13 protein-coding genes are annotated in these 13,452 nt (G+C 64.0%); 8 read left to right on the plus strand and 5 right to left on the minus strand.

Annotated elements, in window-relative coordinates:
- Positions 1-504 precede the first annotated feature (504 nt).
- The gene (locus B384_RS0116660; RefSeq protein WP_035767444.1) at positions 505-2,250 is read left to right on the plus strand and encodes a choice-of-anchor I family protein; all 1,746 of its coding nucleotides are present in this window, start codon (positions 505-507) and stop codon (positions 2,248-2,250) included.
- A 36-nt stretch (positions 2,251-2,286) separates the two neighbouring features.
- Here B384_RS0116660 and B384_RS0116665 read toward each other — a convergent pair whose 3' ends face one another.
- Positions 2,287-3,405, minus strand: a complete 1,119-nt coding sequence (locus B384_RS0116665) for a zinc-binding dehydrogenase (protein WP_019484235.1) — start codon at positions 3,403-3,405, stop codon at positions 2,287-2,289.
- A 108-nt stretch (positions 3,406-3,513) separates the two neighbouring features.
- Between B384_RS0116665 and B384_RS0116670 the strand changes: the two genes are divergently transcribed.
- Entirely contained in the window at positions 3,514-4,710 is a 1,197-nt protein-coding gene (locus B384_RS0116670) for a TerC family protein (protein WP_019484236.1), read from the plus strand.
- Between the two features lie 83 nt (positions 4,711-4,793).
- On the opposite strand, the gene B384_RS0116675 is transcribed toward B384_RS0116670, so the two are convergent.
- Both B384_RS0116675 and B384_RS0116680 read right to left on the minus strand, forming a co-directional pair.
- On the minus strand, positions 4,794-6,167 hold the full coding sequence (locus B384_RS0116675; RefSeq protein WP_019484237.1) for an MFS transporter: 1,374 nt from the start codon (positions 6,165-6,167) through the stop codon (positions 4,794-4,796).
- A 178-nt stretch (positions 6,168-6,345) separates the two neighbouring features.
- Entirely contained in the window at positions 6,346-6,570 is a 225-nt protein-coding gene (locus B384_RS0116680; protein WP_019484238.1) for a hypothetical protein, read from the minus strand.
- Positions 6,571-6,767: 197 nt separating this feature from the next.
- Between B384_RS0116680 and B384_RS0116685 the strand changes: the two genes are divergently transcribed.
- On the plus strand, positions 6,768-8,087 hold the full coding sequence (locus B384_RS0116685; RefSeq protein WP_019484239.1) for a M20 family metallopeptidase: 1,320 nt from the start codon (positions 6,768-6,770) through the stop codon (positions 8,085-8,087).
- 131 nt (positions 8,088-8,218) lie between these two features.
- On the opposite strand, the gene B384_RS0116690 is transcribed toward B384_RS0116685, so the two are convergent.
- Positions 8,219-8,620, minus strand: a complete 402-nt coding sequence (locus B384_RS0116690) for a hypothetical protein (protein ID WP_156809137.1) — start codon at positions 8,618-8,620, stop codon at positions 8,219-8,221.
- A 544-nt stretch (positions 8,621-9,164) separates the two neighbouring features.
- Between B384_RS0116690 and adhP the strand changes: the two genes are divergently transcribed.
- Entirely contained in the window at positions 9,165-10,175 is a 1,011-nt protein-coding gene (gene adhP, locus B384_RS0116695; protein WP_026041258.1) for an alcohol dehydrogenase AdhP, read from the plus strand.
- 134 nt (positions 10,176-10,309) lie between these two features.
- Here the strand turns inward: adhP and B384_RS21345 are convergent, their stop codons facing one another.
- Positions 10,310-10,435, minus strand: coding sequence for a hypothetical protein (locus tag B384_RS21345; protein ID WP_019484242.1), 126 nt, complete (start codon positions 10,433-10,435; stop codon positions 10,310-10,312).
- 44 nt (positions 10,436-10,479) lie between these two features.
- Between B384_RS21345 and B384_RS0116705 the strand changes: the two genes are divergently transcribed.
- The 4 genes from B384_RS0116705 to B384_RS0116720 all read left to right on the plus strand — a co-directional run bounded on the left by B384_RS0116705 (position 10,480) and on the right by B384_RS0116720 (position 13,404).
- Positions 10,480-11,436 (plus strand): ATP-grasp domain-containing protein, encoded by a 957-nt coding sequence (locus B384_RS0116705; RefSeq protein ID WP_019484243.1) that lies wholly within the window; start codon positions 10,480-10,482, stop codon positions 11,434-11,436.
- An 88-nt stretch (positions 11,437-11,524) separates the two neighbouring features.
- Complete coding sequence (locus tag B384_RS19405) at positions 11,525-11,752, plus strand: PLDc N-terminal domain-containing protein (protein WP_019484244.1); 228 nt, start codon at positions 11,525-11,527, stop codon at positions 11,750-11,752.
- 133 nt (positions 11,753-11,885) lie between these two features.
- Positions 11,886-12,950: an ABC transporter substrate-binding protein gene (locus tag B384_RS0116715; RefSeq protein ID WP_019484245.1), complete on the plus strand. Its 1,065-nt coding sequence runs from the start codon at positions 11,886-11,888 to the stop codon at positions 12,948-12,950.
- Positions 12,951-13,098: 148 nt separating this feature from the next.
- Positions 13,099-13,404, plus strand: a complete 306-nt coding sequence (locus B384_RS0116720) for a PRC-barrel domain-containing protein (protein WP_019484246.1) — start codon at positions 13,099-13,101, stop codon at positions 13,402-13,404.
- Positions 13,405-13,452 lie beyond the last annotated feature (48 nt).

Raw genomic sequence — 13,452 nt, forward strand, 5'->3', positions numbered from 1 at the left:
GAGGCGGGAGATGCCGTGCACGACGTCGGGCGTGAGCTCGGTCAGTTCGGCCGCGAAGGGCCCGGCGGAGGGGAACTCGCTGGCGAGGTCCTTCAACGCCTCGGCGTCACGGCCACCCAGGAGCAGGTGGTGGGTGGGGGCGAGCTCGCGGGCGATGGCAAGGCCGATGCCGCGCGAGGCGCCGGTGATCAGGGCAACAGGCAGTTCAGTCATGGTGCACATCCTACTGGTGGGTGCCCCCGTCCGCGCTGGCGAGTGCGCTTTTTCGCGCCGCCCCGACCCTGAGGGCCGTATCTGCGCCACGGTCACTCAAAGAGGTGCCTCCTGCCGCAACAAATCCACTCCAACCAAACGTTCCTCAGCCGTTAACCTGCGGTTTCCGAACCGGGGGAGTCGGGGCACCTAGAGTGATTTGCGTTCAGCCATCGGGCCATCGCACCGGACCCCTGAGGTGGCCCAGCGGTCCCGACTCTGCCCCGCCGCATCTATCGAGAGACGTCCAAAGTGAAAAAGCACAGCCCGCGGACTTTGATCGCCGCAACAGCCATCGCCTGCACCCTCGGCATCGCCGCTCCGGCTACCGCCAACGTGGTAGCGGACCCGGTCAGGTACTCAGCCGATCGCGCTGCACTCTCGCTGAACCCGATCGGCACCTACGAGACCGGGATTTTCGACGCCAGCGCAGCCGAAATCGTCACCCACTACCCGGGCGCCCAGCGTCTCCTCGTGGTGAACGCCGCCGAGGCGCTGGTCGAGGTGCTCGACGTCAAGGACCCGAACCAGCCAACCAAGTTGTTCAACCTCGTGACTGAAGGCGTCAGGTCGGGCGACGGGTCGCGGATCCCTGCCGGCGCAGTCGTGAATTCGGTGGCCGTCAGAGCGGATGGCCTCGGAGCGCTGGCCGTGGAAGCACCCACCAAAACCGATCAGGGTTGGCTGGTCTTCTTCGATGCGAACGGCAGCGGCGAAACCCTCGGCGCCGTCCGCGTTGGCGCCCTCCCCGACATGGTGACCTTTACTCCCCGGGGCGATCAGGCCGTCGTCGCCAATGAGGCCGAGCCGGCCGAGGACTATTCGGTGGATCCCGAGGGGTCGGTTTCGATAGTGAAGCTGAAGCACAACCGGATCGAGGTTCCCCGACAGCAGGATGTCAAGACCGCCGGCTTCCGGTCCTTTGAGAAGAACCTGCCCGACGGCGTCAGGATCAACGGCGGGCGCGAAGACGCCACCGGAGTGCAACCGAGGTACCCGGTCTCCGAGAATCTCGAACCCGAGTACGTGACCGTAGCGAAGGACGGCAGGACCGCGTACGTCTCGCTGCAGGAGGCCAACGCGGTTGCCGAGGTCAACCTGAAGTCGGCAAAGGTCACCAGGATAATTCCGCTTGGGACAGTCGACCGCCTCACGACGCCGATGGATGTCTCGGACCGGGACGGCGCCATCAATATTGCGAACTGGCCGGTGCAGGGCTTCCACCAACCGGACGCCATCGCCTCCTACACAGCGAAGGGCAAAACGTACCTCGTCTCCGCCAATGAGGGTGACGCCCGCGACTGGGAAGGCTACTCCGAGGAGGCGAGGGTCAAGGATCTGGGCGACGGGCTTCCGCCGATCTGTGAGGATTTCGACACGATGAAGCGCAACGCTGACGGCAGCAAAATGACCGTCGAGCAGCTGCAGCAGGACGAGAATCTTGGACGCCTGAAAATCACGCTTGCCGACGGACTCTCGGCTGACGGAGCCTGCTACGAAGAACTGTTCACCTACGGCACCCGGTCGATGTCCATCTGGACCGACAAGGGGACCAAGGTCTTCGACACGGCGGCCGATTTCGAACGGATCACCGCCGAAGCCGTCCCCGAATTCTTCAACTCGAACCACAGTGAAAGCAATTTCGAAGGTCGCAGTGATGACAAGGGCCCCGAGCCCGAGGGCGTCACCCTAGGCGAGGTGGATGGGCGGACTTATGCCTTCGTGGGGCTCGAACGGGTGGGCGGCGTCATGGTCTACGACATCACCTCGCCCGAGCACTCGACGTTCGTCACCTACGTGAACAACCGCGACTTCTCAGCGTCAGTCGAAGATGATCCGTCCACGCTGGGCGCGGCCGGGGATCTGGGCCCCGAGGGCCTGGTCTTCATCTCGGCGAAGGATTCACCCACCGGGAAGCCGCTGCTCGCTGTCGGCAACGAAGTCAGCGGCACCACCACGATGTTCAGCGTTGATCGGGTTTTGAAGCACCGGCGTTAGCCGCACCGGTCCGGCGAAAAACTGCCCAAACCGCCGCTAGCGGAGCGTGAAGATCCGCCGCACGACGCGGCCCTCGGCCAGGGCGTCGAGGCTTTCGTTGAGGTCGCCGAGGTCCCGTGTGTCGGAGTGGAGCAGCTCAACGGGCAGCTTCCCCTCACGCCAGAGCGCCAGATATGCGGGGATGTCACGGGCGGGCACAGAGTCCCCCATGTAGGAGCCGAGCAGGCGTTTACCCGCACCGGCAAACTGCAGCGCCTGCGTGGTGAGGGTCTGATCAGGGTGCGGCAGCCCCACCGAAACCAGCGCACCGCCGCGGGTCAGCAACCCCAGGCACGCCTCCATCACGCGTGCACTGCCGACCGCTTCAATCGCCACATCTACCCCGTCACTGCCCAGTGCCTGCACCAGGGATTCCGCTGCGTCGGGGGCGCCAACCGACGTCGCACCGCATTGCAGTGCAAGGTCACGTTTCGCTGGCAGCGGGTCGATGGCAATCACCGTGGTACCCGTGACCTGAGCGGCTGCCATCACCGCCATCAACCCCACAGCGCCGAGCCCGAACACAATGACCGACTGCCCCTCACTGACCTGCGCCGTGTTCAATACCGCCCCGATCCCGGTGAGCGCCGCGCAACCGAACATGGCAGCGACGTCGAAGGGGACGTCGTCGTCAATCACCACCACCGACTCGCGGGCCACCACCGCATACCCGGAAAACGCAGAGACGCCCAGATGGTGGTTGATCCTGTCGCCATCGGCGGTGCGCAACAGGGCCGGGCCGTGCAGTAGATCCCCACTGCCGTTGACCTCAGCCGCACGGTGGCAGAGGGCGGGGCGGCCGGCGTCGCACGCGCGGCAGGACCCGCAGCTGGGTACAAACACCAGAACCACCCGGTCACCCGCTGTGATGTCGGTGACATCCGGGCCGACCAGGTCGACGACGCCGGTCGCCTCATGCCCCAGCGCCATCGGCAGTGGACGCACCCGTGAACCGTCGATCACCGAGAGGTCCGAATGGCAGAGGCTTGCCCGCTCGATCCTTACTCGCAGCTCGCCCGGCCGAGGCGAGGGAACGGCGAGTTCTTCAAGCCGGAGTGGAGCACTGTCGGCGTAGGGGCGGGCCGCGCCGGTCTTGTGAAGCACCGCGCTACGCATCGTGGAGGGATTCATGAGTTCAATGTACGGCCTGGGACCGTCTTGCCGTCCACTCCCTGCGCAAACTACCGTGAGTGCTACGCCACCCGTCTGAGGAGAACAAACCGCATGGAAGTATCCCCAATTGTTTGGGCATTAACGATCGCCGGAATTGTGGGGCTACTGCTCTTCGACTTCTTCTTCCACGTCCGTAAGGCGCACACCCCGACCTTGAAGGAGGCTGCGGTCTGGTCCTCGATCTATGTGGGGCTCGCAATCCTCTTCGGGCTCGCCGTGCTGGTCTTCGGGGGCGCCACCATGGGGACCGAGTATTTCGCCGGCTATGTCACTGAAAAAGCACTGTCGGTCGATAACCTGTTTGTGTTCCTCATCATCATGGCCAGCTTCAAGGTGCCACGCGCCGACCAGCAGAAGGTATTGCTCTTTGGCATCATCTTCGCGTTGATCGCACGCACTGGGTTCATCTTCCTGGGCGCCGCACTGATCAACCAGTTCGCCTGGATCTTCTACATCTTCGGACTGGTGTTGATCCTGACCGCCGGCAACCTGCTCAAGCCGACGTCCGGCGAAGATCACGGCGACATGATCGTGGTGCGTCTGGCCAAGCGTTTCCTGCCGGCCACCGATCACTACGACGGCGACAAACTGTTCACTATCGAGAATGGCAAACGCGTTCTCACGCCGATGCTGCTGGTGATGATAGCCATTGGTGGCACTGACATCCTGTTCGCGCTGGACTCCATCCCCGCGATTTTCGGCCTGACCCAAAACGTGTTCATTGTCTTCACCGCCACGGCGTTCTCGCTGATGGGACTGCGTCAGCTGTACTTCCTGATCGATGGCCTGCTGGACCGTCTCATCTACCTGTCCTACGGCCTCGCGATCATCCTCGGCTTCATTGGTGTGAAGCTGATCCTCCATGCGCTGCATGAGAATAACCTGGGCTTCATCAACGAGGGTGAGCCCGTCCCGGTGGTCGAGATCTCAACCGGGTTGTCCCTGTCAGTCATTCTCGGAGTGCTCATCGTCACCGTGCTGGCTTCGGTCTTCAGCCCCAAGGGCAAGGCGAAGAATGCTGTCTCCGGGGCCAAGCGCCATGCTACCGAGTACATGGACCTGGAGTACGAGACCGACATCAACGAGCGTGAGAAGATCTTCAACCGCATGGTCGAAGAGGAAGAAATGCTCCGCCAGCTCCCCGAGAAGTACAAACGCCTCATCCGGAATGAGACCGAATTCATGGACCTCATTCGCCGGGCCCACTTGGCCCACGGGGAAGCGGTCGACCGCGAACCCACTCGCTAGACCGGCAACACCACCCGGACCCTACGCACGGAGGGCGGCATCGCGATGATCGCGGTGCCGCCCTCAGTGGTTACCCGGTCGGGTCAGCTGCGGGTGGTGGCCAGTTCGGCAGCCGTGGGGTCACCCGGCATATCGGTGCCCCTGATGGATTCGCCGGCTGTCTCCCTGACAAACGGCATGGCAATCATGCCGATCAGGCACGCGCCCATCAGGTAGAAGGCCGGAACCAGCAGGTTGCCGGTCGCCCCGATCAGCGCTTCGTTGGCCAGCGGCGCAGTCCCGCCGAACAGTGCCGTTGCGAGGTTGTACGTCACCGCGAACCCGGCGAACCGCACATGGGCGGGGAACATTGCCGGGAAGGTCGCCGAGATGGTTGCGAGTTGCAGGACGTAGAGGATGCCCAGGACGGCGAATCCGATCAATGCCCCGGTGAACCCGGTGCCGATCAGCATGTACATCGGCAGGGCCGCGACGAAGAGTCCCACCAGGGAGGCCCACCACAGCGGTTTTCGGCCCACGCGGTCCGAGAGTGCGCCGGCAAATGGGATCAGGATCATCATCACCACCTGGCCGATCAGGATCAGGGTGAGGGAGCCGTCGTCGGACAGGCCAATCTGCGTCTGCAGGTAGGTGGGCATGTAGCTGAGCAAGGTGTAGTTGGCGACGTTGAGCGCGATCACCAGGCCAGCCATCGTGAGCACTGGACGCCAGTACTTGCTGGCCAGGTGCTTCAACGTGGTGGGTCCGCTGTCTTCGGTGCCCGAGTTGTTTTCAAGTTCACGGAAAACCGGTGTGTCTTCAAGTTTGGACCGCAGGTACCACCCGACCAGGCCCATCGGCCCCGCGATGAGGAAGGGGATCCGCCAGCCCCAGTCGGTCATCGCTTCAGCGCCGAGGAGGATCTGCAGGAACAGGGTGATTGCGGTGCCGAGTGCAAACCCGAAGATGGTGCCGAACTCGAGGAAACTGCCCAGGAAGCCACGTTTCTTGTCTGGCGAATACTCTGCCATGAAGGTCGCAGCTCCGCCGTATTCACCGCCGGTCGAGAAGCCCTGCAGGATCCGCAGCGCCACCAGGAGGGCCGGCGCCCAGTAACCGATCTGATCGAACGTGGGCAGCAGGCCAATGGAGAAGGTCGCGCCCGCCATCAGGATGATGGTGAGGGACAGGACGGCCTTGCGTCCCAGCCGGTCGCCCAGAGGCCCCCAGATTAAGCCGCCGAACGGACGGGCCAGGAAGGAAATGGCGAAGGTGGCGAGCGCCCATTCGGCGCCGCCGGGGAAAAAGTTCGCGGTGATGTAGGTCAGGACCACCGCGTACACCCCGTAGTCGTACCACTCGGTGGCGTTGCCTACTGCCGATGCGCCAATGGCCCGGCGGATTGTCTTCTTGCCTTCCGGAGTATCAGTCTCCGGAGCGTCGAACCCGCTATGGGGTGGTTGGTTTTCGACAGTCACTGGTGGCTCCGTCCCTGGTGCGGGCCGTGCTCAGCAGCCTGGTGGGCGGCCAGCATGGCTAGGTCAGCCATCAACCCTAGCGACGCCGTTAGTCGATGGCTAACGCACCCCTGGCTCCCGCCGGCAGGATTGCCGACGTCGGACCGGATCTGGAGACGTAATGATCAGGAAGGACTCGCTAGTCTGCGCTGATCTGCCAGATGGCGTATTCGTCCGCGTGCAGGATGGCGCGGCGGCCGTCGGACACGTCGCGGATCCAGACGATGCCCAGGCCCGGCGCGGTGTCTTCCACATAGCCGCTGTAGTGGACCTCACGGTTGCGATGCGCCTCGATTTCGTCCCCTCGGCGCAGCATACCGAGGTCATGGATTCGGGTGATGGCGGTGGCGGTAAGCAGGGACATAATGACTCCTTGGTTCTGTGGCCGGGGCAGGCAGGTCCGACCGATGGTTTTATTGTTCGCCCAAGGTGTTGCGGGGGTGTTTCGGCCCGGTGAATTTGTTGCGTCCTGACCCGTACTGCCCCGCCAGGCCGCGCCTCATGACCCGGAATTGCGTTGCCGGGCTGCCATGCCGGCAAAGAGTTGCCTAAGCTACCAGGATGACCGAACCAGCCTCGCCTGACCCGGCGTACCTCAATCAACTCGACTCCGAGACCCAGCGCCGGCTGCTGACCGCGGTGCCGCCTGAGTCACAGTTCGACGGCGCAGCGGAGGACCTCCGCGCCGCCGTCGACAGTAATGTCGAAGCCCTCCACGACGACCTGCGGCGGATAGTGCACACCCTCCACGCTCACCCGGAAACCGCCTTTGAGGAACATGCCAGTGCCCGGTTGATCGCCGACATTCTCGCCGAACACGGGGTCGCCGCCGAACTGGGGGCCCACGGCGTGGACACCGCCGTCAGGGCCGAAATCCGCGGCGCCGGTGATGGGCCAACCATTGCGGTGCTCAGTGAGTATGACGCGCTCCCGGGGATCGGCCATGCCTGCGGCCACAACGTCATCGCCGCGACCGGAGTGGGCGCCTTCCTTGCGCTCGCCGGGATCAAAGACCGGCTCAACGGCACGGTCGTCTTCCTCGGCACCCCCGCCGAGGAAGGGCACTCCGGCAAGGAGCTCCTGGCCCGCAATGGGGCGTTCGACGGCGTCGACGCCGCCATCATGGTGCACCCCTACGGCTACGACCTCGCGGACCAGGTCTGGCTGGGGCGCCGGCTGCTCACCATCACGTTCACCGGCATCGCGGCCCACGCCTCCGCGCAGCCGTTCATGGGCCGCAACGCGCTCGACGCCGCCAGCCTCACCTACCAGGGGATTGGCCTGCTTCGTCAGCAGCTGCCGCCGTCTGACCGGGTCCACAGCAACATCACCGAGGGTGGACGCAGCCCCAACATCATCCCGGATCGGGCGGTGATGAAGCTCTACGCCCGCTCCAGGTACCCGGACACGCTCAAGGACCTCAGCAAACGTCTGGAGGACATCGCCCGCGGCGCGGCGCTCATGACCGGCACCACAGTGGAACTTGACTGGGACCAGCACCCGCCGTCGCTCCCGATCCGGACCAACGATGCGCTCACCGGGCGCTGGGTGGAATCCCAGCAGCGGCGCGGACGCAACCCGCTCCCCGCTGGCGTCGTCTCCGACACCCTCGCGGCGTCCACCGACTTCGGCAACGTCAGCTACCGCATCCCGGGCATCCACCCGCTCATCAAAATCGCCGACCAGAGCACCGCCCTGCACACCACCGACTTCGCTGCCGCTGCTGGGTCCGAGGCGGCAGTGCAGGGAGCGTACGACGGCGCTGCTGGTCTTGCGCTGACAGCCCTGGATTACCTGATGGACCCAGTGCTCCAGCGGCAGGTGCGCCTGGAGTTCGAGGAGCAGGGCGGGCCCATCGACGTTCCGTCCTACTTCGATTGACGGGCAGATTCACGAAGCAAGCGACCCGCGTTTTGGAACCTGGGCGTGCCGCTGTCTGTACTGCTGGGTTTCCTCGACCCGTACCTCGGGCTGGACCCTTCCGAAAACGGAATACGCCTGCCGGGCGGGTGCTAACCCGGTGGGAGGATGACGCGCAGCCGGAGTCTGGCTGGAGCAGCCAGGGTCGGCTCCAACCGGGCGAGGATCGAGGGGCCTTGAAGCTCTGTTCGCAGGGACTCCCACGCCTGTGCTTCGCTCAGATCAAGAACGACGTTCGCGGTCGGTGAGAGGGCGCTGGCCCGTCTGACCAGCAGGTCGAGACCATGCATGTTGACCGGCGAAACGCAGCCGTGCACGCGGATTCGTACGCTATCAAGGTGGGCGTCCGTGATCACGAGTATTTTGAGTTTGAGGTGAGCGGCGGAAGGGTGTGCGGCCATGGAGCGTTCGCGCGGGGTCTCATGCCATGCACCGGAGGGCGCCTCGGCCGCGCCCGGGATACCACTCACCGGCAACATTGTATGAGTCTTCATCGATTCAGGTGTCCTACCATTTGATGCTGCATCTTCACGTAGTACCCATGAAACCGGGACCGACCCATCGTGCGCTAGGGCCAATAGTCCCAGTTGGTGGACTACCAATGGTGTGAGGGTTCAATATCTTGAGACCGGGGTGCGCCTTCTCGTTTCCATCTACAGAAGCACTCACTGCATCGTGGGTTTCGTTGTGATCGAGGCTTTATCCTGCGATGGGGTGACTTACCCGGCAGGGGAGCTGACGCGGCAGCGTGGTCTGCCCGGAAAATACGACGTGCAGCAACAACCCCTGACTACACCAGCGTCCGCGGGTTCACTCACAGGTCTGCAACTCTGTCGCAACCCTCCCATCTCTAGGGTGAGGACGACGGCCATCGCCTCAGCTCACCACAAGTGAACGATGCTCGTGTTTCACCTGTCAGACCACGACGTCCAGACCGACAGTTCCCGACAAGATACTGACTGGGTCGCTGACGGGTCATCCACACCCTGACAAATCCGTTCCCCTCACCGCGACGAAGGAAAATCGACAATGACGACGATGCAAGCAGCTGTAGTAACTGAATTCGGCAAGGATCTTCAGATCCAGACCCGCCCCATTCCCGTCCCGGAGCGCGGCCAGGCACTGGTCAAAGTACTCACCACCGGCGTATGCCACACTGACCTCCACGCCGCGGAAGGTGACTGGCCCGTGAAGCCTAACCCGCCGTTCATTCCCGGCCACGAAGGCGTCGGCGAAGTCGTAGCCCTGGGTGAGGGCGTCACCGACCTGGCTGTGGGAGACCTGGTCGGCAATGCCTGGCTCTGGTCCGCCTGCGGCGATTGCCAGTACTGCCGCACCGGCTGGGAAACCCTGTGCGAGGCGCAGCAGAACGCCGGCTACAGCGTCGACGGCTCCTTTGGCGAGTACATGCTGGTGGACACGCGCTTCGCCGCCCGCATTCCGGCCGGCTCGGATCCGGTGGAAGTCGCACCAATGCTCTGCGCCGGAGTGACCGTTTACAAGGGCCTCAAAATGACCGAGGCGCGCCCCGGCCAGTGGGTCACCATTTCGGGCATCGGCGGCCTCGGCCACATCGCCGTCCAGTACGCGGTGGCCATGGGCCTGCGCGTTGCCGCGGTGGACATCGCCGATGACAAGCTCGCTCTGGCCAAGAAGCACGGTGCGGAACTGACCGTCAACGCCCTGCACGAAGACCCCGTCGAAGTCATTCAGCGCGAAACCGGAGGCTGCCATGGAGTCCTGGTCACGGCGGTGCACCCGTCAGCCTTCGGACAGGCGATCGGGATGGCCCGCCGCGGCGGAACGATTGTGTTCAACGGACTGCCGCCGGGTGACTTTCCGGCGCCGATCTTCGAGATTGTGCTCAAGGGCCTGACCGTTCGCGGCTCCATCGTGGGCACACGACAGGACCTGCAGGAGGCGCTGGAGTTCTACGCCGAGGGCAAGATCCACCCCACGGTCTCCACCCGGGAGCTCGCCGATGTGAAGGTCATCCTCGACGAAATGAAGCACGCCAAGATCGACGGCCGCGTCGTCATCAAGTACTGAGTTCTGATCTAAGCGCTGATTAGGTCCGACAACAGCAACCGGCGGCGGCGGTGTCTCACCAGATGTTTCCTGGTATCGCCGCCGCGGGCGCTGATTTCCAGCGAAGAACGAGTAGAGCAAGGAACTGCCCGGACTCACGGGGTTTTGGCTGCCCGCTGACGCGCGGCCGGCAGCGAATCGTCCCGGGTGCGGGCCGCAGCGAAGCTGGTCAGCGGCCAGGCTCCGGCGTCCCAGCCCCGCCGGCTCAGGAATACGCCCACCTGGTGAGCCGTTGTCCCCAACGAACCCAAGCTGGAGGTACATCGTGACCAAGATCTTCGCCCTGCATGAGAACCCTGAGTGGTTTCCGCCGTTCGCCAAGGCCTTCGAGGCGAAAGGCGTCGAGGTGGAGGAGTGGCTCCTCACCGACGGCGTCCTCGACCTCGACCAGGAGCCACCAGAGGGTATCTTCTGGTCGCGGATCAGTGCCTCCTCGCACACCCGTGACCACCACCTGTCCAAGGACTACGCCCGCGCGGTGCTCTCCTGGCTGGAGGCCCACGGGCGCCGCACGGTCAACGGTCGGCGAATCCTCGAGCTAGAGATGAGCAAGGTCGACCAGTTGACCGCCCTGAAGGCGGCAGGCATCGACACGCCACGCACGGTGGCGGCCATCGGCAAGCACCGGATCCTCGACGCGGCGGCGGGCTTCCCCGCCCCCTTCATCACCAAGCACAACCAGGGCGGCAAAGGCCTGGGTGTCCGCAAGTTCGAAAGCCACGAGGAACTGGCCGAATACGTGGAGTCGCCCGAATTCGAAGAACCACAGGACGGCATCACACTGATCCAGGAGTTCATCCAGGCAGCCGAACCCATCATCACCCGGGTTGAGATTGTGGGCGGCGAATTCGTCTACGCCATCCAGGCAGACACGGCACGCGGCGGATTCCAGCTCTGCCCGGCCGACGCCTGCGCCATTGACCCCGTCACCGGCAAGCCCATTATGCCGCCCGGCGCCACCATCGCACCTGAGGAAGGACAGCAACTGTTCAGCCTCCGCGAGGGCTTCGACCACCCGATCATCGGGAAGTACCTCGAGTTCACCCGGAGGAACAACATCGAGGTGTGCGGAATCGAGTTCATTGAGACCGCTGACGGCCGCATCCTGACCTACGACGTGAACACCAACACGAACTACAACGCGGTTGTCGAGGCGCAGGCGCCCCGCTCTGCGCCGGACGCCCTGGTCGAATACCTGGCCGGAATTGCCGTGCCTGCGTAGGGGAGGCTTCGATAGGGTGGGGGACACCAAGAAGGACGACGGCTCCACTGACGCTCGGCGTCGGTGAGTTCCAAAGGGAGATTAGACGATGATCGGTGTATCAACGTTGATGGTGTGGGTTGGTTTGGTGTGGGTTGGCGTGATGATTCTCGCTATTGCGGCAATCATCTCGGTGGCGCGTAGTGCTGGTTTGAGCTCGACGGCGAAGGCCCTCTGGATTGCACTCGCCGTCGTCGTCCCGCTCTTCGGGGCAGTCGCCTGGTTCATCTACCGCGCTACTGAGGCCGGCACCAGCGATCCTGTTATTCCCGGCTGAGACCGGGGCGGGCGGAGCCCTCGACCTATTACGCAACATAAACATTTCGTAATAGGTCCAAGGATAGGCTAGCCTTACTTCGTTGCGTCCGAACGGCCGCGAATCACAGTTTCCCGAAAGTCGAGGAGCCCCCATGGCCCCCACCCGCATGCGCGGTTTCGCAGCCGCCGCTACGGCCGCCGCCACCATCCTTGCCCTATCCGCTTGCAGTACAGGTCCCGCCGATGGCGGCTCGGGCTCCGATGCTCCCGTCGCGGCCGGTGCTGCCGACCAGTTCCCCGTCACCATCGAGCACGCGTTCGGCGAGACGGTCATCGAAGAGCTGCCCGAACGGGTGGCCACGGTTGACTGGGTCAACGCGGACGTCGTGCTGGCCCTCGGCGTCGTCCCCGTCGGCATGCAGAGCGACGAGTATGGCGGAAACGACAACGCCTCCACCCCGTGGAAGGACGCCAAGCTGGAAGAGCTCGGCGCGGCGATCGGCACGGAGAACGCACCGGTGCAGTACTCGGAAGCTGATGGCTACGCGTTCGATGAGGTCGCAGCCACAAACCCCGATGTCATTCTGGCCGCCTACTCGGGGCTGACCCAGGAAGATTACGACACCCTGAGCGAGATCGCTCCAGTGGTTGCCTACCCCGAGGTCGCCTATGGCACCCCGTGGCAGGAATCGACTCGCATCATCGGTAACGCACTCGGTCTGGCTGACGAAGCCGAAGAGCTCATCACCGAAACCGAAGAGACAGTGGCCACCGCTGCTGCCGACTATCCGGCAATTGTGGACAAAACTTTCATCTACGGAAACCTCGACCCAGCCAGTGCTGAAGGCGTCAGCATCTACACCGCAAACGACAACCGACCGCGGTTCCTTGAGTCGATCGGCATGGTTCAGGCCGACGTCGTCACAGAGAGCACCGAGGGTTCAGAGGAATTCTTTATCCCCTGGTCCGCCGAACGCGCAAACGAGCTCGAATCGGACATCTTCGTCACCTGGGTTCCCGACGAAGCCACAGTCGAGGCGATTGCCGAAGATCCGCTGCTGAGCCAGATCCCCGCCGTCGAGTCGGGCGCTCTGGTTGCCGACCCGGACAACACCCTCACGCTGTCGATCTCGGCTGCCACCCCGTTGAGCCTCCCCTGGGCGCTGGATACTTTCCTCCCCATGCTGGACGAGGCGGCGCAGCAGGCCGAGGGCTAAACCGGCTCCAGAAGTTTGGCAGAGGCGTTTCGCCGCGTGAGGAGCTCACGTAGCGGGGCGCCTTTGCCGCATCACCGGTTGCTCTATGGGCCGGGGTGGGTTGAAATGGGATCAGCACACTTAGTTTCACCAAGGATGGAGATGCACCATGGCACAGCCCGACATTCACGACCTGCAGGAAGCCACCGCCTGGGATGCCGACGGGGAGAAGCTGGGCGAGGTGTCCCAGGTACATCTCGATGCCCGGACCGGCGAGCCGGCCTTTGTCACCGTAGGCCTGGGCCTGTTCAACACCCGCGAGCATTTCATCCCGTTCGACGGCGCCCGGCTCGACGGCGGCGACCTGCACGTCGCCTACACCAAAGACAAAATCACCGATGCGCCTGACCTGACTGCCGACTCGGAGCTGACCGACGAGCAGACGGCCACCCTGCGGGACTACTACAACAACTAGTCCGCCAGCGGCCCCCAGGTCAGGGACCCTTTAACGCCGAACGCGCCC

The sequence above is a fragment of the Arthrobacter sp. TB 23 genome (assembly GCF_000294595.1).
GTDB lineage: Bacteria > Actinomycetota > Actinomycetes > Actinomycetales > Micrococcaceae > Arthrobacter_D.